This window comes from Candidatus Binatia bacterium (assembly GCA_023150935.1).
GTDB lineage: Bacteria > Desulfobacterota > Binatia > HRBIN30 > HRBIN30 > JAKLJW01.
The window spans coordinates 132,744-156,765 of the sequence record JAKLJW010000002.1; the positions used below are offsets into that span (position 1 = coordinate 132,744).

At 67.2% G+C, this 24,022-nt stretch carries 16 protein-coding genes; 7 read left to right on the plus strand and 9 right to left on the minus strand.

The features are described from left to right. Positions 1-3 precede the first annotated feature (3 nt). Positions 4-1,242, minus strand: a complete 1,239-nt coding sequence (locus tag L6Q96_02785) for a phosphatidylinositol-specific phospholipase C1-like protein (protein ID MCK6553503.1) — start codon at positions 1,240-1,242, stop codon at positions 4-6. Between the two features lie 193 nt (positions 1,243-1,435). On the opposite strand from L6Q96_02785, the gene L6Q96_02790 reads away from it, so the two are divergent. Continuing rightward, on the plus strand, positions 1,436-2,542 hold the full coding sequence (locus L6Q96_02790; protein MCK6553504.1) for a hypothetical protein: 1,107 nt from the start codon (positions 1,436-1,438) through the stop codon (positions 2,540-2,542). Positions 2,543-2,552: 10 nt separating this feature from the next. Here L6Q96_02790 and L6Q96_02795 read toward each other — a convergent pair whose 3' ends face one another. From L6Q96_02795 to gshB, 8 genes are all read right to left on the minus strand, one after another. Then, complete coding sequence (locus L6Q96_02795) at positions 2,553-3,152, minus strand: CDP-alcohol phosphatidyltransferase family protein (GenBank protein MCK6553505.1); 600 nt, start codon at positions 3,150-3,152, stop codon at positions 2,553-2,555. A gap of 21 nt (positions 3,153-3,173) precedes the next feature. After that, complete coding sequence (locus tag L6Q96_02800; GenBank protein ID MCK6553506.1) at positions 3,174-4,406, minus strand: cyclopropane-fatty-acyl-phospholipid synthase family protein; 1,233 nt, start codon at positions 4,404-4,406, stop codon at positions 3,174-3,176. A 253-nt stretch (positions 4,407-4,659) separates the two neighbouring features. Further along, entirely contained in the window at positions 4,660-5,037 is a 378-nt protein-coding gene (locus tag L6Q96_02805; protein MCK6553507.1) for a hypothetical protein, read from the minus strand. A gap of 30 nt (positions 5,038-5,067) precedes the next feature. Next, complete coding sequence (locus L6Q96_02810; GenBank protein ID MCK6553508.1) at positions 5,068-6,036, minus strand: MerR family transcriptional regulator; 969 nt, start codon at positions 6,034-6,036, stop codon at positions 5,068-5,070. Positions 6,037-6,294: 258 nt separating this feature from the next. Continuing rightward, a complete protein-coding gene (locus L6Q96_02815; GenBank protein MCK6553509.1) occupies positions 6,295-6,726 on the minus strand; it encodes a CBS domain-containing protein in 432 nt (143 codons plus the stop codon). 303 nt (positions 6,727-7,029) lie between these two features. Further along, positions 7,030-10,458: an AAA family ATPase gene (locus L6Q96_02820; protein ID MCK6553510.1), complete on the minus strand. Its 3,429-nt coding sequence runs from the start codon at positions 10,456-10,458 to the stop codon at positions 7,030-7,032. A gap of 154 nt (positions 10,459-10,612) precedes the next feature. Then, the gene (locus L6Q96_02825) at positions 10,613-12,121 is read right to left on the minus strand and encodes a hypothetical protein (GenBank protein ID MCK6553511.1); all 1,509 of its coding nucleotides are present in this window, start codon (positions 12,119-12,121) and stop codon (positions 10,613-10,615) included. A 205-nt stretch (positions 12,122-12,326) separates the two neighbouring features. After that, the gene (gshB, locus tag L6Q96_02830) at positions 12,327-13,283 is read right to left on the minus strand and encodes a glutathione synthase (protein ID MCK6553512.1); all 957 of its coding nucleotides are present in this window, start codon (positions 13,281-13,283) and stop codon (positions 12,327-12,329) included. Positions 13,284-13,640: 357 nt separating this feature from the next. Between gshB and L6Q96_02835 the strand changes: the two genes are divergently transcribed. From L6Q96_02835 to L6Q96_02860, 6 genes are all read left to right on the plus strand, one after another. After that, entirely contained in the window at positions 13,641-13,991 is a 351-nt protein-coding gene (locus L6Q96_02835) for a pyridoxamine 5'-phosphate oxidase family protein (protein MCK6553513.1), read from the plus strand. A gap of 148 nt (positions 13,992-14,139) precedes the next feature. Beyond that, positions 14,140-16,128, plus strand: a complete 1,989-nt coding sequence (locus L6Q96_02840; protein ID MCK6553514.1) for a YCF48-related protein — start codon at positions 14,140-14,142, stop codon at positions 16,126-16,128. A gap of 154 nt (positions 16,129-16,282) precedes the next feature. Continuing rightward, the gene (locus L6Q96_02845; GenBank protein ID MCK6553515.1) at positions 16,283-17,068 is read left to right on the plus strand and encodes a 1-acyl-sn-glycerol-3-phosphate acyltransferase; all 786 of its coding nucleotides are present in this window, start codon (positions 16,283-16,285) and stop codon (positions 17,066-17,068) included. Between the two features lie 151 nt (positions 17,069-17,219). Then, on the plus strand, positions 17,220-19,538 hold the full coding sequence (locus L6Q96_02850; GenBank protein ID MCK6553516.1) for a PD-(D/E)XK nuclease family protein: 2,319 nt from the start codon (positions 17,220-17,222) through the stop codon (positions 19,536-19,538). A gap of 113 nt (positions 19,539-19,651) precedes the next feature. Beyond that, positions 19,652-21,880: an alpha-glucan family phosphorylase gene (gene glgP, locus L6Q96_02855; protein ID MCK6553517.1), complete on the plus strand. Its 2,229-nt coding sequence runs from the start codon at positions 19,652-19,654 to the stop codon at positions 21,878-21,880. A gap of 113 nt (positions 21,881-21,993) precedes the next feature. Continuing rightward, a complete protein-coding gene (locus tag L6Q96_02860) occupies positions 21,994-23,970 on the plus strand; it encodes a PAS domain-containing protein (protein MCK6553518.1) in 1,977 nt (658 codons plus the stop codon). Positions 23,971-24,022 lie beyond the last annotated feature (52 nt).

The window sequence follows — 24,022 nt, forward strand, 5'->3', positions numbered from 1 at the left end:
CGCTTACCAACGGCCCACGAAGGCCTGACTGCGACAGGCGGTGGGCGCGTTGACGGGGTTGCACCTGGCGGTAGTGCCGCCGGGGATCTCGACGAGATAGGGCGTGCCGAAGACCGGGCTCGGCACGGGAAAGTCGGTGCTCACGAACTGCGCGCCGCTCGCCAGCGCGGCATCGCGCTTGGCGGTGTCGTTGGCGCGCGCCTCGGTAGTGTCGGCATCGGCGCGGGTCCGCACGATGTACCCCGACGCCACTAGGTTCTGGATTGCACTCGGGTCCGGCAACGGATCGTTCATCTTGACGAAGGCCGCTTCGGGCGATCCGGTCGGGGAGTCGGTGAACATCACCCTCCCCTGCAGCGCCGGATGACCGGCGACGTAATCTGCAAGCTTGCTGCCGCCGTTGTCGAGGGCGAAGAGGAACTTGCCGCGCGCCTCGTTCAGGCTCGGCCAGCCGAGCTCCTGCACCGCCTGCTCGATCGTTGGCCGGCCGCGGCGAACGCGGTCAGGCGTAATCAGGCGGTTCTCTCCGAACACCGACCTGATCTCGGCATCGACCGCGTCGAGTTCGGCCGCCCCGATCGGTACTGGAATGGCAAAGCCGAAGCTATACGGATCCGGGATGGTGTCGTCCTTCGCCTCGATCAGTACCATGATCGGCAGGTGGCCGCGGTTGCGGTTCGACCAATGCCGCATCCTCTTGAGGCAGTCGACGAAGGTATGGCAGGTCGTCCCGAAATCGATGTCCTGCACGTGCAAGACCTTGAAGCCGGGCTCGTAAAGCTCCGGGATGTCTGTTTGCGGGTCCTGACCGATGGCGATCAGGCCGCCGCGACGCGCGTAGAGACCGCCCGCCGGGTCGGCGAATATGTCCAGCTCGATCTGACGGATGCCCTGAGATTCGAATTGGTCGTAGAGGTCGATGTGCGTGTACTCGATGCCGAGGAACTGCGGGTCGAAGCCGATAAGAATGCTGAGCAGCGCCGGCTCCGGTTGAATGTGGTAGCTGTTGTGCGTCCCGATCGCCTGGACCTCGTTGAGCGCCACACAGTGCCGCGCCAACCAGTTGCGCACGCCTCGCAGACGTCGCTCCGTCGCACCCTGCTGTTCGAGTTCCACCAACTGGGCCTCGACGGCAGGGCAGTTCTCGCGCTTCCCCTGGAACTCCCTTGCCGGCACGAGATTCGGGATCAGGCCAACACCGATGCCGAAGACGATGGCATGCAGCAGACGTACGTGCCTCATAATGACCTCCCCGCCGGGCGCCCGAATCCGTCCGATACGACCGGCCCTAGACCGGTAGCACGGACCGCGGCGTTCAAGAAAGCGATTTCGACCGCAGAGGTCGTAGACCGGACCCGCGCCCGGATTTTGGCCTTGTCCGATTGTGATCCTTCCCCGGTTTGTGTTAGATGACCAATCGCTGAAAGGAGTGCTCATGCGGGGTTGGATCTATGCTGCGGTTGGTTTCGGTCTCGTGTCGTTCGCTTCGGCGGCACAGGCGGGGCCGTTCGTATATGCGGCGAACGCGGACAGCAACGACGTCACGGTGATCGATGCGGCTACCAATCTCGTGGCGACGACCGTCAACGTCGGCAACGAGCCGCGCAACCCCGCGGTCAGCCCCGACGGCTCGCGGGTTTATGTGCCGAACCGGTTCGGCGACAACGTCACAGTAATCGACGGATCGAACAACACTGTACTTACCACCATCGCCGACTCGGGCTTCGACGAGCCGTATGCGGCGGCGGTGAGCCCCGACGGGTCACGGGTGTACATCGCCAACAAGGAAGGCGGCGGGAGCAGCACCGGCAGCGTCACGGTGATCGATGCCTCCGACAACACCGTCATAACGACGATCGACGACACCTGCTTCGTGTCGCCGGAGTGGGTGACCGTGAATCCGGCCGGGACGCGCGCTTACGTGGTGAACCGCCAGGGGAACAGTGTCTGCGTCGTAGATACAGGCACCAACACCGTCGTGGACGACGTGACCGTCGGCAGCGAGCCGCGCTCCGCCGTCGTAACCTGCGACGGTGCCTTCGTCTACGTCGCGAACAACCTCGGTTCGCCCGCCGTGTCGAAGATTCAGACGTCGGACAACACGGTCGTCGGCGGCATAAACTTCGGCAGCGGCACTCCACGAAATATGTCGATCACTCCCGACTGCAGTAAGATCTACGTCCCGCTACAGAACGACAGCGTCGGCGTGATTGACCGGACGGCAGGTGACGCCACAGCGCTGATCGCTGTCCCAAATGGCGATCGGACATACGGCAGCGCGGTGCTCGACAGCGGCACGAGCGTCTATGTAACCGACGAGGATGACGACGAGGTCGAGGTGATCGACGTCGCAACCGACACCGTCCTGAGCGGGCCGGGCCTGCCGATTCCAGCGGGCAGTACGCCTCGCGGCATTGCGACCGGTGGCCAGGCCGTCGTTGTCGCGCCAACCCCGCTGATGTCGCCGCTCGGGCTCGCGCTCATGGCCGGGCTGCTGGCCGCCGGCGGTGTGGTCGTCGCGCGACGCCGCTCGGTTGGTTGAGGTCGGTGCCTTACTCGACGGAGACGTACGCGTCGGGGTCCGCAGCAGGCATCACGAGGGCGGATACGCTCGCCGCTGCCGCCAGACCCGAGTAAGCCGGCACCAGCGCGAACACCACCTGCATCACGGTGTCGCCGAGCCAGTGAAGGCCCGCAGTGTAGTTGCATACTAGGACGCCGACGACGGCGAAGTTGGCGATGCCGCCGAGGTGCCCGACCCACGCGCCCCGGCGCGGCGTCCGAGGCGACCGCGCCAGCCATGTCGCCGCCACGTAGGTCCCAAACGCCGTCGCCATTGCCCCCGGCACCCACCACGGCGCCACGCCGAGCGCCACGTACGCGCCCAGCGCGGAGACCAGAAAGCCGATATCCGCGAGGTGATCGAACACCCGCCCGGCACGACTGGCCGTACCCGCCCGCCGCGCGAGGCGCCCGTCCACCACATCGCTCGCCGCCACCAGTGCGAAAACCGGCACCGCTAAACCACCCCACCACGCCTCTGCATCGCCGACGACCAGAAAAACGAACACGGGCGTGAGCGCTACCCGCAAAGCGGTCAGCGCGTTGGCAAGGGTGAGTGCCGATGCCGGCAGGTTGCTGGCCGGGCTCATCGAGTCGCGCCGCCCTGGCGTTCAGGTCCCGGGCTTGGCCAGGACGAGCTGTGCGTCGCCGATGTGGCGCACGGCGAATGCCGCTTCGCAACTGGCCAGGTAGAGCTCCCACATGCGCACGAAGCGCGCATCGAAACCGAGCGCCGACACGGCTGGCAGATTGGCGAGAAACCGCTGCCGCCACGCCCGCAGCGTCAGCGCGTAGTGTGGGCCGATGTCCCGCAGCCATTCGAGCCGCAGGTCGGTGTGCCGCCGTATCGAATCGATAATCGCCGCCACCGACGCCAGCAGTCCGCCCGGGAAGATGTGTTTGCGAATCCAGTCGAACTCCCGCCGATAGGCATCGAAACGCTGGTCGGGGACCGTGATCGTCTGCAGGAGCATGCGGCCCGCGGGTGCCAGCAGGTTGTTGCACGCCTCGAAGAACGCGGCGTAGTTTTCGTATCCGACCGCCTCGAACATCTCGATGGAGACGATCCGGTCGTAGCACCCAACGGCGCAGCGGTAATCGCACAGCTCCAGGGTGACCCGATCGGCCAGGCCCGCCGCGGCCACGCGCTCCCGGGCCAGTTCCAGTTGCCGATCCGACAACGTGATTCCGGTTACCTGGCAGCCGTACTTCCCGGCCGCGTGCAGAGCCAGAGCGCCCCAGCCGCAGCCGATTTCGAGCACTTTCATCCCCGGCCGGAGATCCAGTTGCCGGCAGATTTCGTCGACCTTCCGTCGTTGCGCGACTTCGAGCGGTTCGTCGACCGCGGCGAAAACCGCACAACTGTAAAGCATGTCGTCGTCGAGAAAGAGCCGATAGAGATCGTTGCTCAGGTCGTAGTGGTAAACGATGTTGCGGCGGCTTCCCCGCAGAGTGTTGGCGCGTGCCCATTGGAGGCAGCGGTGCCAGAGCCGGGCCGGGAGTGTCCATGCGGTGCGGTGCGGCGCGAGCGACTGATCGCGTAGGAACACCATGCACAGCGTCACGAGATCCGATGCCTCCACCTCGCCCTCGATGTACGATTCCGCCACCCCGATCTCACCGGCGGCCAGAACCCGCCGGAAGAACATCCAGTCGCGGATCGTAACCGTCACTTCGGAGGCGCGCACGGGATCACCGACCTCGACGGCTTCGCCGTTGGGCAGGATCAGGGTGAGCGCTCCGGCTCGCCAGCGGCGCATGGCCGCGAGGACAACCCGCGCAGCCACGCGCTCAACCCACGACACCGAGGACTCTGTACCCGTAACGGCGGCGGTTGCATTCATCGCGCGGCCTCCTTTGCGGCGAGACGGCCCCATACGGCGTCGGGTGCGCTGGGCTGCCGAAGGTTCGGGCTGCCGGCGGCAAGAGGCACCTTTGCGGTTCAGCGGCAACGCCACCCGCGCATCGCGCCTCCGATCTTGAGCGCGTGCCGTGGAAAGCGCAAGCGCAACCGCACCGGAGCTCCCGAGCCCGGCGGCGCCGCAATCGGCGATGGCGGCGCCGCCGCGAAGCCGGACACAGCGGACTCCGGTAAGTTCAGGCCGCGTGCCGGTGCGCCGAGCACTGGCGGTACACCGTCGGTGGCGCCTGATCGAGCCAGCGGCGCACGACGACGCGAACATACGCGGGCTCCAGCCCGAAGAGATGGCACAACGGTACGAAGCTGAACGGCCACCCCGTGTCGTCCGAGTCGATCCAGGCGAGGCTTTCGGCCACGCGCCGGCGGTACTTGGGGTCGCCGTTGCGATCTCGCACTTCAATGAGTGCTTGCGCCAGGACGGCGCCGGCGAGCTTGCGCTCGGGCGACCAGTTCGACCGCCGCGGCAGTTGCGCCGCCACCATTTCTCCCCCGGCCAGCAGGTGATCTATTACGCCGAGGTCTAGGCCATCGGATCCGAAACTTGGCATAGCCATCTTGAAGCTCCTTTCCTGAAGTCTCCGTCCTCAACGGTGCAGAACCAGGTTGTCGCGCAGCCGCACGCTCTCGAGGTCAAGTTTGTCCAAGTCGTCGATGACGATTCCGCGACGCGAATCGCTGCCGGCGGCGACCGCGCGGGCTTCCCGTCCGCCCAGCCAGAGATCCACCCCGGGCGGTAGCAGCGATTCGATGTGACGCACCTCCTCCACCGCCCGGGCGCGGTTGTTGTCGTTGACGAACCCGAGCCCGAGCACGCTGACGTCCGGCCGCCGCGCCGCAGACAAGATGTCCGCGGCCGGTACGTCCGGTCCGAGGCAATGCACCCCCACCCCGGCGTCGCGTAGCAACAGCGATACGATCCATAACCCCAACTCGTGACGCTCTCCGCCGGGGGTGGCCAGCACGACGGGCGCATCCCGCGACACACCTTGCGCCCGAATCATGCTCCCGAGCAGGTTGCGCAAGAGGCCGCTGGCGAGATGCTCGGCACCGACGGTGAGGGTCCCAGCCTCCCAGCGGTCCCCGATTTCTGCCAGCAACGGGGACACCACCTGACACACGAAGTCGCGGTGACCGAGCACGATCAGGGCATCGCTCAGCCGGGCTTCGAATGCTGCGGCATCGAGTCGCTGGAGCGATTCCAGCAGGCCCTCGCCCGCCCGCGGCAAGGGCGATGAATCGGGGCGAACAGCGGCGGAGCCGTTTGCGGGCCCCGGGGCCGTTGCCGGAGGCCGCGCGTCAACCAGGACACGCAACTCCGACACCCCAAGACGCGCCACGTCCCCGATCGCCCTGCCGCTGGCAACCACCTGCGCCAGGAGCCTCAGATGCGCGATATCGGCAGCGCTATACAGCCGCGATCCGCGCGGGCCCCGAACGGGAGCCACCACGCCATACCGCCGCTCCCAGGCCCGAATCACATCCGCCGACAGCCCGGTCATCCGAGACACCGTGCGCAACGGATAGGCATCGTGCGGCTCTGGCTTGACCGCCATCAGCGGTACCCTCCCCGACTCATCCCCCCCCCTGCATCGATGAAACCCGATTCGTTCATTTGTCCGATTCTGTAAGCCTCCTGTCTGGACATGTCAAGGCAGGAATCGTCGCTTCCTTGCGATATCCTCACTTGGGCTAAATTGCTAAGTTTTTCAGTGCGGGAGCGGGAGGTGATGGCCTCCGCAGCGATTCGTTAGCGGGGCTGTAAGGCTTTGTACGGGACAGTCCCCTTGCCGCGTGGTGGGGGACTGAAGAGGTCAGTCGGCGCCGTCGAGTACGGCGCGGCGCAAGGCGCGAATGACGTCCTCACGGGAGACGATCCCGACGACGCGGTCGCCCTCGGTTACCGGAAAGCTCTTGCTGCTCAGGTCGACGAGCATCTGCAGTACACGGGTCAGGGGGTAATCGGGCGAGACGGTGACGACGTCGCGCTGCATGATGTCGCGGACATGGCGGCGCATCAGATCGTCGTAATGAGGCAGCACCGAATCGGGCGTGAACGTGAAGGTACGCAGGAAGTCCAGCTTGGTAACGATGCCCTCCAGCCGTCCGTCACGCACAACGGGGTAGCTGTTGTAGTCGTAGCGTTCGATCAACTGCTCGAGGTCGGCAATCGTCAGGTCGGCACTCACCGTCACCGGCGCACGCGTCATCGAATCGCGGGCTTTCAGTTGGATGATACCGCGCATGGGTACGCCTCTCTTGCCGCCAGAAGGTAGCACAACCGACCCGGCGGACGTAGAGGCTGGCGAGATCTCCCGCGGACAAATCCTCGGACTACGGGATTGCGCGGACGTGGCGACAGACCACACCATGCCTGCGCACGTACCGGCCACACCATCGCTGGCATCGGGACGGCTGCCGAGCCCGCGGGGGCACAATACTCGGGGCGCGGCATAGGGCGCCATGAAGGCAACCGACCTCACGCGTGGTTCTCAGCCGGGTCGCTGACCGGTCAGCCGGATTGCCCCGACCGCACGCGCCGGCATCTCTCAGTGCCGGGTGTCTGGCAAGTGTTCGGTGCCGGCAGGTTCGGTGTGGGCAGGCTGCGCGGGCGCCGTTCCCAGGGCGGCGGCGGCGCGGGCGCCGTAGCGCACCATTCCGAGGTCGCGAGCGAGGGCCAGGGCCTGGCGCAGTCGCCAGGCGCCGCCGACCGTATCGCCCCGGCGCTGCGCCAGCACTCCGGCTCCGAGGCGCGCGCAGACCAGCATTCGGCGGGCACCGGTGGCTTCGGCGAGGTCGGCTGCGCGATCGTATGCGTCGGCAGCGGTGTGCCACTCGGCCGGGCCGGCCGCACTGAGCGCATCGCCCAGGGCCACTGCGGTAATCATCTCCGGCACGCGGCCGCTGGCCCGCGCCGCGGCGGTGCGGGCATGGCTGACCGCCCGCTCCACCTCGCCGATTTCCAGGAGCGCATCGACGATCGTGTGGGTGCCGATCTGACCGTCGCCGGACTGGCCGACGTACTCGTCGATGAGTTGCGCTTGACGACGCTCCGGTACAGGCTGGCCGAGCAGGCGCCGGGTGGCGAGGAACAGCGTTGCTTCGAGGCGCATCGCCACCACGAACCCCAGCGCTTCCGTTACTTCCAGTCCACGTTGCGCCCAGTGGAGCGATTCCGGGTAATCCCCGCGCTCGAAGGCGAACTGGGCGAGCATTGCCGCCATGCCCGCTTGCACTGTGCGGTTGCCGGCCGACACTGCGAGATCGTAGGTCTCGCGGGCGGCAGCCTGCGCTTCGGCGGCGCTTGCCGCCCACATCTTGATTCGTTCCCGCAAGTAGCGGGCACCCAGGTACACGTCCGAGTGACTCCGGTCATGGCCGGCCTCTTCCATGCCGGCGACCACCCACTGCATGGTCCGCCAGGCGACGTCGAAACGGCCGTCCAGGAAGTAAGCCCACGCCAGCGGACGCAGCATGGACGGCGGCACCGGGCCGGCACGCTGGGCGATTGCCAGGGCCTCCTCGACCAGCGCCAGACCGGCAGCGAATTCGCCGCGGCGTCGGGTGAGCATCATTCCGAGATAAGAGAGGATCTCGGCCCGTTTTCTCGGATCTCCCAGGGTGGCGGCGTACGTTTCCGCTCGTTTCAGGATCTCGGGTGCGTCGTCGAGCCCCGGAACTTCGTAAATCACCGCCATGCGGGCGAGACCCACGGCGGCATCGAGGGCGAGCCTGGTCGTGCCGACCCCCGCATCCCCGGCGTCGGCAGTGGCGATGTTCCAGGCGTGCCGATAAAAGTGCGCAGCGCTTGGATACGACGGTACCCTCTCCGCGCTGCGGGCAGCGCCCAGCAGCGCTTCGAGGGCCCGCCCGCGGTTGTCGCTGCGGCTGAAATGGTGCGCGAGCTGCGCCCAGCGCTCCGGATTCGCTTCCCCGCCTGCTGCCGTGAGCGCCTGACCGATCCGTTCGTGAAGCTGCCGGCGCTGTTTCAGCAGCAGGCTTTCGTACGCGACTTCCTGAGTCAGACTTTCGCCGAAGCGCAGCTCGTCGTCGGCAAAAAGGTTCTTGCGGTGGATAACGCCACGACGCTCTAGCTCCTCGATCGCCGCGCCGACATCGATACCGTCGTCGGCCAACAACTCGGCGAGGCGATCGCGGCGGAATTGCCGTCCGAGCACCGCCGCCACCTGCAGGACCCGCTTGGCATCCGGCCCGAGTCGGTCGAGACGGGCGGCAATCACCTCCTGCACGGTATCCGGAATCTGGATTTCCTCGACCGGCCGCGTCAGGCGGTGGCCGCCGTCGATACGTTCCAGATAGCCACCCTCCAGCAGCGCCCGGGTGATCTCCTCGGTGAAAAACGGGCTGCCCTCTGCCTTCTTGAGAATCAACTGTTCGAGGTCCTCGGGCAGCGCGCCCCCGGCCACCCCTCGCATGACCGCAACCGCCTCGGGATCGGTGAGCCGCCGCAGGTTGATCACGGTCAATACTGCGCCGGGTCGCCACCGCGGTTGGCATTCGGGTCGGTGCGTGACCACCAGCATCACCGGCGCGCACACTATGTCCGCCACTGCCCGGTCGAGCATCTCCCGCGACGACTCGTCGATCCAGTGCAGATCTTCCAGCAGCAAGATCACTGGACCGCGCCGGCTCTCGGCCTTGATGAGCTTGCCGACCGCCTCGAAGTGTTCCCTTTTGACCTCGTCGGCCGGAAGATCGCCCGCGTCGCCCGGGCCCGACAACATCCGCGTGAGGACCGGTTCGGCGCACCGGAGATCGGCGGGCCACTCTCCAACCCGGGCCGCAACCCGCGCCGCCGTCGCCGCTGCATCCTCTTGCGGTCCGATCCCGAAATAGGCCCGCAACATGGTCGTCCACGGGTGGTAAGGCGCCATCTGATCGAGCGCCGAACAGCGGGCTTCGAGGATGGCTGCCGAAACTCCGGCGAGACGCTGCTTGAGTTCGTAGAGCAAGCGAGACTTGCCGCTGCCGGCTTCCCCGACGATGGCGACCACCTGAGGCAGCCGGGCAGCGAGCTGGGCGTAGCACGCCTCGATCTGCGCCAGCTCCGCCGACCGGCCGACGAGCGGCGTAAGCCCGTGCGCGGTCGCCAGTCCTATCGGTGTCGTGGCGGTGCGGGGGCCGAGTACCTCGTACGCGATTACCGGCTCACGCTTGCCTTTGACCTCGACGGGATTGCGGCGCTGCAAGTCGAAGTGGCCACGCACGAGCCGAAACGTCGCCTCGCTGACCAGAATGCCACCCGGCTCGGCCAGGGTCTGTAGCCGCGCCGCCAGGTTGGTGGTGTCGCCGATGGCCGTGTAGTCCATCTTGGCGTCGTTGCCCATGGTGCCGACTACCACCGGGCCGGTGTGGATACCGATACGCGCCGCCAGATCGATGCCGCGTTCCGCCTTCAGGCGCGCGCCCAGACGGCCGAGTGCGCTGCGAATGGCCAGGGCGGCGCGCACCGCTCGCTGGGGGGCGTCCTCGTGCGCGACCGGAGCGCCGAACAACGCCATCAAGCCGTCGCCGGCCATCTGCGTGACCACGCCCTCGAAGCGGTAAACCTCGGCAAAGGCCGGGCCCAGATACTCCTGCAAGATCTCGTGGTACTCCTCGGGATCGAGACGCTCCGCAATGGCTGTCGATCCGACGAGGTCGCAGAAGAGGACGGTTACCAGCTTGCGCTCGCCGTCTCCCGCCTCGATGCCGGCCCGCAACGGCGGCCCCGGGGGCGGCGAGTTAGCGGCTTCCGGCTGAGGCTCCGGGTTGCCCCGGTTCGGGGCAACCGGTCCGGGGGGTACCGGCCCGGGGACAGCCGGTGTGCCGACCGGCGCTCCGCACGCGGGGCAAAACCGAAAACCCGCATCGATCGGCTCGCCGCACTGCACGCACGTCTGGGCGACGCGGGCGCCGCAGCCGGGGCAGAACGGCTTGCCGGGTATCGACTCGGTGCCACAACGGGCACAGCGCATAGCGTGACTGTCGCGTCAGTGCGACCCTGAGTCAACCGGAGGGCGGAACGACGGCGGACAGACCATACCGGCCATGCCTATCTGGTTCCTTCGCGCCGCGCGCGCATCCGCGGCAATCTAACCCAGCACCCTCGTGCCCCCCCGCACGTCGACATCATCTCCGCCTCCGCAACGCCCCGAGTCCGATGGCGCCTACCAGGCCGAGCACGGCGGCGAGTGCCATTGTCAGCGGAGCAGAGGCCGCCGGGGCGGGCTTGAAGCACAGTAGCGAATTGGCGCAGGCGGGGTCGGCGCAGTCCGTGTATCCGTTGTTGTCGTTGTCGATACCGTCGAGGCATCCACGGTTGGGGCCGCAGTCTTCGCACTCGGAGGGCGTGCGAGTTGGCGTGTGCGTGGGCAAGGGCGGGGTCGGGGTGACCGTTCCGGTCTGCGTTGGCGTCGGCGTTACGGTACGGGTCGGGGTGATCGTCGGCGTGTTGGTGACCGAAGGCGTGGCAGTGCGGGTCGGGGTGACCGTCGGTGTACCGCTCGGGGTCGGTGTCGGTGTGCGGGTTGGGGTGTTAGTGACGGTCGGCGTCGACGTCGCCGTATCGGTCGGCGTCGCGGTGGGGGTGGAGGTCGGGGTCTCGGTGGGGGTGTGCGTGGGCGTGTCGGTTGGAGTCGGGGTCGTCGTGGGAGTGTTGGTTGGGGATGCCGTGGGCGTATCGGTCGGCGTCGCCGTGGGGGTATTGGTCGGCGTGTCGGTTGGCGTCGTCGTCGCGGTTTCCGTCGGTGTGGCCGTAGCAGTGGGAGTCTCGGTCGGGGTCGCCGTCGGGGTGAGGGTCGGGGAGTCCGAAGGGGTGGCGGTGGCGGTTTCAGTCGGGGTCAGAGTCGGCGTATCGGTCGGAGTCTGCGTCGGGGTCGGGGTAACTTCGGAGCTCTGTTCGTTGGAGACGTTGCCACTGAATATCTGAGTGCTCGTGAAAGCCGCCGGCGGGTTAGCGCTGGACTCGAAGGTCAGATTGAGGTCGCCGATGAAGGTGACATCGGGGAGTCCGAAATAGTCCAGCAACTGCTGATTCTTATGGTCGCCCACCGTACCGGTCGCGAGCCGCACGGTACCCGTTACCACGGAGGCGAGAGCCGAACTCGTAAACGGGCCCGACAGCAACGTCGTTCCCGGGGGGATGTCCCCTGGACTCGACAGGCCGTCATTGTCCAGGTCGACACCGCCGATTATCGTCATCGAAGCACCGGCACCGAAAATCCACTCGGTTGCCGTGGTGGAGGACAGTGCTCCCGTCGTGAAGGCAAGCTTGCAGGACACGCAGGTCCGCGTCACCCCCGGGTTAAGTGGAGTCAAGAGGCTGACGACGCGGCCAATATCGATGTCGGTCCCGACCAGCGGGTTGGCGCCACCGGCGTAGCTTATGGTACCGCCTGCGGGTGCGACGATTTCGAAACTAAGCGTTGGGTTCTGGGTCTTGCCGGTACCCGAAGCCGGCGCCAGGGCGGCCCGGGCTTTGCCACGCACGGGCGCGGTGCCCTGCTCTCTTGCGTCAACGGTAGCGGCGAGGAGCAGGACGGCGACCGCCGACAGCACGCAGACTGCGGCGCACTTGCTCACTCGGTGCGCGGGACCAAGAACGGCGCTCGGCGCCATACGGGCTATCCGGTGACCCATCCCGAACCCTCCATCGCTGCCCCGGACCCCCTCGGCGCAGCCCCGTTGCCGATAAGCTCGAATACGCGCACTCGCGAGCTTAACAGACCACTGACGGATACCCCCAACCTGTGCACCTGTCAATGAACCACTGTTTCGTAACCGCCCACCACGGTCCCGGTCAGTGGCGGCCATCCTCAGAGGTCGGACTTCGCTCGACATTCCGTTAACCGGTGCGCTTGCCTCGCGGCGCTCCGGCGAGTCGCTCGAGGAAGTCGACGATCGGTACCTCGATCCGGCTCCCGCTCACTGCGTTTATCTGCCGCGCGGCGGACGGACTGGTGACGTTCACCTCCGTGAGCCAGCCGTCAATGACGTCGATCCCTGCCAGCCACAGCCGCCGGGCGCGCAGGATCGGCCGCAGTGCCGCGACGATCGCTCGTTCCCGCGGCGTTATAGTGGTTGCGGCCACGCGTGCGCCCTGGTGGATGTTGGCGAGCCGGTCGGGGCCGAGGGGGACGCGGTTGACCGCGCCGATCGCCTCCCCGTCGAGCAGGAAGATTCGCTTGTCTCCCGCCGCGACGCCCGGCAGGAAACGCTGCGCAACGACGTACCGGCCCTGCTGGGCGCTGACGAAAGCGCGCAGCGTCGCCGGGGCCTCGCCGGCCGCCACCACGGCGATGCCCCGGCCGCTGCAATCCGTGAGCGGTTTCACGACGATCCGCTCGTGCTGCGCGGCAAACGCCGCGAGGCGGTCGGGGTCGTTGCTGACCAGTGTGGGTGGAGTGAATTCGGGGACCTCCAGGGCCAGGAGCTTCTCGTTGACCGTACGGAGGCTGGCCGGATCGTTCACCACCGGGACGACGGCGGCGGCCCGATCCAGGATCAGGGTTGCGGTCACGTAGGCTTCGTCGACCGGCGGATCCTTGCGGAACAGAACCAGGTCGAAGGCTTCGAATTCGCACTCGCTTGCCGCGCCGAGGCGGTAGTAAGGCCGCTGCCCCAGATCCAGGGCGATCGGCTGCGCCCGCACCCCGGCGCCGTGTTCGGTGAGGTAAAGGTCCCCGAGCGTGGCCACGGCACACCGATGCCCGCGCCGGGCCATTTCCTCGATCAGGAGCAGGGACGTTTCGGTCGTCAGATTCAGGGAATCGAGTGGATCGATGACTACCAGGACGTCCACGCGCTGCCTCTCTCGACGCGACTATGGTTGGTTGACGCCGGCGAGTTCACGAGTTCGGTCAGGTATGCTCCAGGTCATCGGCGCGCGCAACGTGGGGGAACGGTCGGCCCATGCACCGGACTCTACCAGCGGCCCGTCGAAAAAGTCGACGAAGAAGGGAAATTGTCCTGACGGCTCCTGCCGGGTGACGGACGAGAGCCTTGTTCACCGGGCGGCCAAGTCAAACGCGTCGCCCGCGCAATTTGCTTGTTAGGCCCTCGGAAATTCGTTACGAACGCGAGGGTTGACCGGAAGGCGATGGTGCACAGGCTGAGTGGGAAGGTTCTCGCATTTATTCGCAGCCAACCGGTGGCCCGTGTGGCTACCGTTGGGGACGGCGGGGTGCCGAACAATGTTCCGGTATGTCCGGTGGCTCTGAACGGGCGACTGTACTTCGCCAGCCCGGCCGCGGCGCGTAAGGTGCGAGATTTACGTTCCAACCCGCGAGTGGCGCTGGTATTCGATGTATACGCCGACAACTGGAAACGGCGCACGGGCGTGATGATTCGCGGTTCGGCCAGCATTATCGACCAGGGTGCCGCCTTCCGGCGGGTGCGGCTCGCCCTGTATCGCAAGTACAAACCGTACCGGCGGTTGGCGCCCATCACCGAGGGCCGGAGCGTCGTCGTTTGCATCACGCCGACGTCCAGTCTTTCGTGGGGCCTATGAGGCGTCGCCTGGCGCCGGAAAGCGTCATGGAATGATTACAGTCGTTCGTCGCACGCGGTTCGGTCGATGGCATCGAGCTGCGGTTCTGGGGCTGCTCTCGACAGTACTTTTGGCAGATCCCGCCACCCGCGCAGAAGCCCAGCCGTGGGTGCAACAGAACCCGCGCCCGACGGTGGACGATTTCTACGGTGTCAGCTTCGTGACCGGCGGGGCCGGCTGGGCGGTGGGGATCTTCGGGCAGGTCTTCCGCACCACCAATGCCGGAACGAGCTGGGTCGAGCAGACCTCCGGCGTGGACGCCGATCTGTTTGCGGTTAAATTCGTCAACGCCCAGACCGGGTGGGCGGTGGGCGACGGGGGTACGATAATCGCCACGGGCAACGGTGGCGCGCTCTGGACCAAACAAACCAGCGGGACCACGGCGGCACTGGCGGCGGTGTCCTTCGCCGACGTGCAGATCGGCTGGGTTGTCGGGTCGGACGGAACCATCCTCGCAACGACCGATGCCGGCGCCACGTGGACTCCACAGGCCAGTGGCATAAGCACGGGACTCACAGGGGTGAGCTTCGCCGACGCCAGTAACGGCTGGGCGATTGGCGACGTCGACCCAACCACCAGTCGGGCGGTCATCCTGCACACCGAGGACGGCGGTGCGACCTGGGCGGCGCAGGTCTCTGCCACCGACCGATCCCTGGTGGCCGTTAGTGCCGCCGATGCCCAGCACGCCATTGCGGTCGGTGAAGACGGCGTTGTGCTGTACACGACCGACGGGGGCCTCGTGTGGAAGCTCGGGGCGAGCGGCACCGAGTCGCTGCTCTGGTCGGTCTTTATGCTCGACACCCAGAACGGCTGGGCCGTCGGCGACCCCGACTTCGAAACCGGCGAGGGAGAGATCATTCGCACGGCCGACGGCGGAGCGACCTGGGTGTCGCAGCCGTCGCTCAACACCAATCCGATGTACGGGGTCGTCTTTCTCGATGCGCAGAACGGCTGGGTGGTCGGCGCCGCCGGCACTCTCCTGCGCTCCACCAACGGCGGCGCCGCCTGGCACCTCCTCAACCCGGCCCCGACGAATACCCTGTTCGGGCTCGCCTTCCCGACGTCTTCCGACGGCTACGCCGTGGGCGACTTCGGCACGATCGCGCGCACGGACAACGGCGGCCTGACCTGGAGCGCGCTGGACTCCGGCAGCACCGCGGGGCTTTTCTCCGTCACCTCGCTGGACCCCCAGGTGGCGTGGGTCGCGGGCGATTTCGGTACCGTTCTGCGTACGCAGGACGGCGGCGTGACCTGGAGCCCTCTGGACACCGGCACTTCGGCGCCCCTGTTGAGTATCCGGTTCGTCGATGGCGGCACCGGGTGGGCGGTTGGCGGGATCGCCACCGGGGTTTGCGTCGGCGACTGCAGCGGCGACGGCGAGGTCACCGTCGACGAGATCATCATCGGCGTCAACATCGCAAACGGCCTCGCGCCGGTGAGCCAGTGCCCCGCCATGGACCCGGACGATACCGGGACGGTCACCATCGACGAGATCATCCAGGCGGTGAACAACGCGCTCGGAGGTTGCCCCGCCGGCAGTGGCGGCGCCACGATCATACGCACCACCGATGGCGGCAATTCGTGGACTCCCCAGACGAGCAACACCACACAGACCCTCAATGCGGTTGCCTTCGTAGATGCGCAAAACGGGTGGGCCGTCGGCAATGCCGGAACGATCGTGCACACCAGTAATGGTGGCACAACGTGGACGGCGCAGGTCAGTGGCACCACGGAACCGCTTTACGGTGTGACCTGTGTCGGGCAGACCTGCTGGGCCGTAGGGGGGACTCCCGACGACGAAACACCCCGGCAGGTCATCCTCTACACCAACAACGGAGGATCGACCTGGGCCCCGCAAGACGGCAACGTCGATCCGCCCGATCCGCTCTTCGGCGTCTTCGCCCGGGACGCGCAAAACGTCTGGGCCGTCGGCGACTACGGCCTGATCATGGGTACCACCGACGGCGGCACGACCTGGGAACCGCTCGAGAGTATCACGTTCGACCCCCTCGGCGCGGTGGCATTCGTCGATCTCGAGACCGGTTGGGTGGCCGGCGACCGCGGGATGATTCTGTTTACCAGCAGCGGCGGACGTTAACCGGGTGCCGATAAGCTCGGGAGCGCTCATGGACCCATTACGGCGCGGTTAGCGCCGGGCGCTGCGTTCGACGGCGTCCCGACTCTTCCGCAATCCCAAGTTGCAGACCCGCGGGGACCTGCGCTACTCTCCGCCCTCCGGGAGACGTTGTCGTATGGCTCACGCGCCACGCAATCTGGACTCCACCGCTGCCCTGCCCGTCGAGGCCTTCATGCGAGCCGTGCACTTGCTCTGGGGGTTGGTGGCGGACATTTACATCTTCTTCAGCACAATGTTCATGGGGACGGCGGCGCTCGGCCTGACCCTCGCATTGCGCGAGCCTTGGCCGGTCGACGTGCTCGGCCGATTCTGGGCCCGCTGGATGTTGAAGGTCTGCGGAATCAACGTCGATGTCGAGGGCCTCGAACGTCTCGACCCCAAACGGTCGTACGTGCTGGTCTCGAATCATCTCAGTAACTTCGACATCTGGGCGACGCTCGGCGCCTTACCGCTCACCATCCATTTCGTGGCCAAGAAGGAGTTGCTCAGCCTGCCGTTTCTCGGGCAGGCCCTCGCGGTCAGCGATCACATCATCATCGACCGCGCCAACCCGGAAGCGGCGGTCGCCTGCATCAACGAGCGCGTCGCCGCGCAAATCGACAAGGGCTTCTGCATTCTCTTTTACGCCGAGGGCACGCGCAGCCCTGACGGTAAGGTCCATGCGTTCAAGAAGGGCGGCATCACGCTGGCGCTGCGTACCGGTCTGCCGATCGTGCCGCTCAGCGTAAGCGGCACGCGGAAGTTCCTGCCCAAACGGCGAATGATCATCAAGCCGGGCGGACGCGTGAAGCTGGCGCTCGGCGAGCCGATCGACACGCGCGCCTATACCCTCGACCAACGCGACGAGTTGACCGAGTACGTTCGCAAGATCGTCATCCAGAACTACATCGAGGACTATTAGAGGGTCGGTCGAGAGTCGAAGAGTAGAGACCAGGTTCCGGAGCCCGCACACGCCCTGCCGTTAGGCGGCGCGCTCAACCGTCTTCTCGCGGCGCTCTTCGTGTCTGGTACGTGCAGAACTCGGTCGACGGCATCCGCGAGGTGATGCCGTGATGAGCCCCGACGATTCCCGGGCCCCGAGAGCCGAACATCCTGCCGCCGCTGGCGTGACCCTGGGCCTTACACCGGGCGGTCGCCGTCTGCTCGGTGTCCTGCGGGCCGTGGCCTCCGGCCTGGCGCTCGACGAGACCGTGCGCGTCCTGCCCTGGCTGCGGCGCGCCACCCAGGCACGCGACGATCGTCATGACCGATTATCGCCATCGCGGGCGCGAGACATCGCCTTTGGGATCGGGATGGCCGGTGTGGTTGGGGCCGATGGGGTGTCTCTCGACTGGCTTGGCCGCCTGCGGCAGCGGCGCGACTGTCTCCTGCGCGAGTTGGCGAACGCCGAACGCGCGCCGCTCGGCGAACGTCGTCGCCGTGCCCTCGATAATCAGGCCGCCCGGCGTTGGCTGAAGGACGTCGAGCCGATACTGCCCGGGGTCGCCGCACTGCAAGAACTCGCCGCCTGCTGCGCGACCGCCGCTTCGGTGACAGTCGCTGCGGCGGCGGTGGCCGACTTCGCGCGGCGCTCGGTGCGCATGCCGGCCGACCCCCCTGACCTGCCGGACGTTCTCCGGACCGTCGTCGCTGCCTCGATGCCCCCGGCCGATGCTGCCCCCACTGTGGGCCGTGATGCCGTGCACGCGCTCGCCGCGGCCGTTCTGGGTTTCCCGCTCGCCCTCGGACGAATCGAGAACGCGCGGGAGAAGCCCGGTGAGAGTGCACCGGCAATTGCTGGCGCCGAAGCCGTCGATGCGGGCTCAGCCGACCTTTCCGCCGGTCCGCGCGCCGCAAACGTCGAGAGCGTGGTGGCGGCGACGCGGGTCCAGGCGCTGCTGGCAGCTATTGCAGCCAATACTTCAGGCCCACTCGATGGGTTCATCGAAGCCGATGCCTGGGCAACCGTGGTGCCGCCCGGCTTGACACCACAGCGCCCACTGTCGGCAACTGCGGTCGCCGCCCTCCTTGCTTGTCCGTACCGATTCCTGCTGGAACGTATCCTTTTCCTGCGCGAACCTCCGGCGCGACCGGCCGCCGATACGGTGTCGCCGATCGTTTACGGCCAACTCTTCCACACTGCGGCCGAGAGGTTCTTCGCCGTTGCCGGTCCTGCCCTTTGCAAGCGGGAAGGATCGCTGGACACCTGGTGCGCCGTGGCCGCAGGGACCCTGAGCGACCTGCTCGACGAGCAGTTTCTGGCGCAGCCGCTGCCCGTCGCCGGGGCCGCCGAGGCGGTACGGGAACGACTGGGGTTGCAGATGGCGCAGCTCGTTCGCCACGAATGGCTGCTGCCGCCGCGCGCCTTCGTGGCCAGCGAATCGACCTTTGGCGACCCCGAGCCCGTGGCGCTCGAGGCCGGCGCGGCGACCCTGTACTTGCGTGGCGCGGTCGACCGGCTGGACCGGCTGGCGTCGGGCGAGCTGGCACTGCGCGACCTCAAGACCGGCCGCTTGTGGCCCCTCGATGCGGAACCCCTCAACCCGACCCGCGACCTGCAACTGGGCACGTACGTCCTTGCTCTGGAAGCCTGCGACCGGCAGGGCGGGGAGCGCATTGCGACGGCCGCATATGTATCGCCGGCGCTGCCCGAGACGGTGCAGCGGATCTTCGAGGGGCGGCAATTGGAGGAGCTACGCCGGCGGACGCGCGAGTGGCTGGGCGTGGCAGGTGCGATGTTGGCGGCGGGCACCTTTCCACGCACGGTGCGCGGAGGCGACTGCGTCGCGTGTGCTTTCCGTGTCGTCTGTGGCGACTCGGCCTGGGCCCGCAGCGCGCTGCGCCTGTCGCGCCTGCCCGCGGAGCACCCGGCGGCGCAATTCGCCCGACTCCGGGGTTCCGATCCGAAAGCGATACCGGGTACTGCCGCCGGCGACAGCTTGCCGACCCGGCCGGCGTGGTTTCTGCGGCGCTTCCTCCTCGGGCTGCGTGCGCTGGCCGATCGCGACGACGGGGTGGCAGAGCTGGCCCTGCTGGGGCCGCCGTTTTTCGCCGTCGATCTTGCCGATCTGGTCACGGAACGGGCCGCCCACGGCGTGCCGGTACCGCCGGGACGAGCGTTGCGTATGGACGCCGTGCGGGCCGTCGTCGACGTCTTGCGGCTGTATCGGCACGATCGCTCCCCGGGGACGGCCGCACGCGACCTCGTCGACCGGTCCGGACTCGGGCGGACAATCGCTACCGGGGCCGGCGCCAGTGAGAGCCGGCGCCTGCTGGATGAGGCGGTCGCTCAACTCGACCGCCTGGCGAATCGGAACGGGCTCGATTTCGACGCCGTTACCGAACCGGTGCGCGATTGGCTGTCGGCACCCGATTGGACGGCGTTCGGGTGACCTGCCCGGGAGGCGGCGGAAACGCCGCCGCTCGATGCCGCGATGCCCGCCGCGTCGTCGTCGGCGACGTGGACGTACACTGTGCTAGGCTTGCGCGGGTGAGGAACGGATAAGTGGATAACCTGACTCATTCTCTTTCTCTCGTGAAGCGCCTCAACGACCTGGCGCGCAACCTGTGGTGGGCGTGGCAGCCCGAGGTCATCTCCCTGATGCGCGATCTCGACCCCGGTCTGTGGCGCGCCGCGAATCACAACCCGGTCGCTTTCGTAAGCATGCTGCCCCCGGATCTACTCGCCCGGCGCGCCGAAGAAACCGCGCTCGAAAGCCGTATCAATCAAGCCTTTCGCCGTCAGGGGGAATACCTGCGCGACCGAACCGCCTGGGGGAGCGTGGCATGCAACGCTCTGCGGACCCGTCCGGTCGCCTATTTCTCGGCCGAGTTCGCGCTGCACGAGTCGTTGCCGATCTATTCCGGCGGGCTCGGGGCGCTCGCCGGCGACCACCTCAAGGGCGCCTCCGACCTCGGCGTGCCGATCGTCGGTGTCGGTATCTTTTACGGTCAGGGCTACTTCCGGCAGCGCCTCGACGCCAGCGGATGGCAATTCGAAAGCTACGGACAGGTCGACTTGAGCCAACTGCCGTTGCGGCGCGTCGTCGTCAGCGACGGGGCCCTGTTCCCCGGTTCCGGCCCGACCTTCAACTGCAACGTCGGCCTCGATGCACTGCCCTTCCGTCGGGCGGCAGCGGAAGGTCCGCCGCTGGTCGTCCAAGTTCCGCTCGACGGCGACGTCCTCTGTGTCGGCGCGTGGCTCGCCGACGTCGGGCGGGCGACCCTGCTTCTGCTCGACTCGGACGTCGACGGCAACTCGCAGGTGAATCGCGCCCTGACCGCGCAGTTGTACGGCGGCGACGAACGTACCCGTCTCCGCCAGGAGATTGTTCTTGGCATCGGCGGCACCCGAATGCTGGAGACGCTCGGGATCTCGCCGGCCGTGCTGCACATCAACGAGGGCCACAGCGCTTTCGCCGCCCTCGAGGTAGCGCGCCGGCGCGCCGCCGCCGAGGGTATCGGCTTCTGGGCCGCGCACCGCGAGGTTGCCATGCGCACGGTCTTCACCACGCACACGCCGGTGCCGGCCGGACACGACCGCTTTCCCCCCGCACTGGTGCTCGAACATCTCGGCTGGCTGCAACGCGAGGTCGGCATCGGCCCGCAGGACCTGCTGTCGCTCGGGCGGGTCAACCCGGCCGATCCGCACGAATCGTTCTGCATGACCGTGCTTGGATTGAGGTCCGCACGCTATGCCAACGCCGTGTCCGCGCTGCATGGGCACGTCTCTCGCCAGATGTGGCAATGCCTGTGGCCGAACCGTCCCGAGCAGGAGGTGCCGGTCGGCCACATCACCAACGGCGTCCACGCGCCTTCGTGGATCTCGCCCGCCATGTCCACCCTGTACGAAAGATACTTCGGCCGCGACTGGCAGTGCCGCATCGCCTCGCCCGAACTGTGGCAGGTCGTGGCGGACATCGACGACGCCGCCCTGTGGGAGGCGCACCAGGTGCAGAAGCGCCGCCTGCTCAACTACGTCGTGCGACGGTGCGAACAGCAGGCCCGGGAGAACCCCGATCTCGACCCCTACGTTCCGGCCCTGGACGGCGACGTCTTGCTGGTGTCTTTCGCCCGCCGTTTCGCCGAGTACAAACGGGCCGGCTTGCTGTTTGCCGACCCCGACCGGCTGGCGCGCATCGTCAACGGCCCCGGCCGACCGGTGCAGATCATCCTCGCCGGCAAGGCGCATCCGCGCGACGATAACGGCAAGCGCGTTCTGCAGCGCGTCATCGAACTCTCGCGCGACCCGCGCTTCCGGGAGCGCGTCGTGTTCATCGTCGACTACGACTTCAACGTGACGCGCCATCTCGTGCAGGGCACCGACGTGTGGCTGAACACGCCCCGCCGCCCGCTCGAAGCCTGCGGTACGAGCGGCCAGAAGGCGTTGCTCAACGGGGCGCTTAACCTTTCCGTACTCGACGGCTGGTGGGTCGAGGCTTACGACGGGGAGAACGGTTTCTCGATCGGCAACGGACTTACGCACAGCGATCCGATCCGACAGGACGCCAACGACGCCGCCTCGCTTTACGACGTACTCGAATACGAGGTCGTGCCGCTCTACTACGACCGCGGCCCCGACAACGTCCCACACGGCTGGGTGGCGCGCATGAAGCACGCCATGATCACGCTCGCGGCGCGGTTCAACGCCGATCGCATGGTGCGCGACTACGTCAATGCCTGCTACCTGCCCGCCGCCGGCGTACTCACCTCCGTCATGCCGCGCGGCCGTTGATAGAGTGGCCGGCCCCGCGCGGCGCAGGCCTGAAAACCGGCACCGGGGTTATCCGCCGACCGCCAACCCGGACTGGACTTACGCGCCCTTTAGGTTTCTAAGGTCGGATTGGAATGGCCCGGGTACACAGGAAGGGCGCGGTTACCAACGACGCCGGCGCCGGTGAAGAACTCCGCCGCGCCAAGGAGCGGCTGGAGCTCGCCCTGCGCGGCGCCAACGACGGCATCTGGGACTGGGACCTCGCGACCGGAGAGATGTACTTCTCTCCGCGGTGGAAGGAGATCCTGGGTTACGCCGATGCGGAGTTGGAGAACCACATCGATTCGTGGCGCGCCCTCGTACACCCTGACGACACTCCGGTAATCGCCACCGCAATGGCAGAGGTGACCCGGGGAAGGACCGACAAGGTCGAGCTGGAGTACAGGCTGCGGCACAAGGACGGGTCATTCCGTCACGTCGTGTCGCGGTCGTTAGTAGTGCGCGATGCCCGGGGAGACGCCGTCCGGGTTGTCGGTACGCACTCCGACATCACGGATCGTAAGGCCGCCCAGGCGAGTCTCGCGTCCGCGGCTTCGCTCTTGCGCGCCACGCTGGAGTCGACCGCCGACGGCATCCTGGTTGTCGATCTGGACGGACGCATAAGCGCGTACAACCGGCGCTTCGCCGATATGTGGCGTATTCAAGAGGAGGTGCTCGCCTCCACCGACGACTCGACGGCGCTGAACTTTGTACTCCCTCAACTCGTCGACCCCGAGGGGTTCCTCGATAAGGTCCACCAGCTCTATCGCAACGCCGATGCCAGCAGTTTCGATGTGCTCCATTTCAAGGACGGGCGGGTGTTCGAACGCTACTCGCAGCCGCAGCGCCTGGGGGAGGACATCGTCGGGCGCGTCTGGAGTTTCCGCGACGTCACTGACGCGCGCCGCACCGAAGAGTCGCTGCGCCGGGCGCAGAAGCTCGATGCCCTGGGCACTCTCGCCGGCGGTATCGCCCACGAGTTCAACAACCTTCTGCTGGCAATTACCGGCAATGTGCACCTGGCGGTGGCGGATCTACCCCCGGGCCACCCTGCGCACACCAGCCTCGCCGAGATCTCCCGGGCAAGTACGCGAGCCATCGAGCTGGTTCGGCGCATCCTCGCCTTCGGCCGCCCTGGCGAACGACGCGGCGAAGCGCTCGACCTCGGCTCCGTCGTGGAAGAAGCGTTGCGGTTCGTGCGCGCCACCCTGCCCGCGATGATCGACATTGGTATCCAACGTGCGCCAGGCCTGCCATTGGTGGTCGCCGATGCCGGCGAGATGCACCAGATTATCGTCAACCTCGCGACCAACGCGGCGCACGCCATAGGACAGCGGCGCGGCCGGATCGCCGTCACCCTCGACCGTGCAGACGGCGCCCCGTCGCTGCCGGCCGAGCTGGCCGCCGGCGACTACCTTCACCTGCGCCTGCAAGACAATGGGTGCGGCATGGACAGCTTAACCCTCGAGCGCATCTTCGACCCGTTTTTTACCACCAGGCCGACCGGGCAGGGCGCGGGTCTCGGTCTGTCGGTCGTCCACGGCATCATGAAGAGCTGCGGCGGTGCGGTGGCGGTCGAGAGCCAGCCGGGAGTGGGTTCGACCGTGCATCTGTATTTCCCGAGCGCCGGCGCACCGAAGGGTGCCGCGGCGCCTTCGCTCCCGGCTCCCGCCAGGGGACGCGGGCAGCGCGTGCTCTACGTCGACGACGACGATGCCCTTGTGTTCCTCGTTACCCGCTCACTCACCCGCATGGGCTATGCGGTCACCGGATGTCAGGACCCGACGGCGGCCCTGGCCCAGTTCCGGGCAGCACCGCAGGAGTTCGACGTCATTGTGACGGACATCGCCATGCCGGTGCTCTCGGGGTTCGACCTTGCGTCCGCGGCGCGGGTGGCGCGGCCCGACATCCCGATCGTCATGACGTCCGGTTATGTGCGCGCCGAAAACCGGGAAACGGCCGCCCGCCTGGGGGTCGAGGCCGTGATCCCGAAGCCGGATACCGTCCACGAGTTGGCCCGCACTCTCGCCAACCTGTTCGACGGGCGCGCCAGCGGGCGGTTGGGGAATTAGGGTTTTCCGCAGTCGGGACGTCGGGGCAAGCGACCGGGAGTTCGATGCCCCG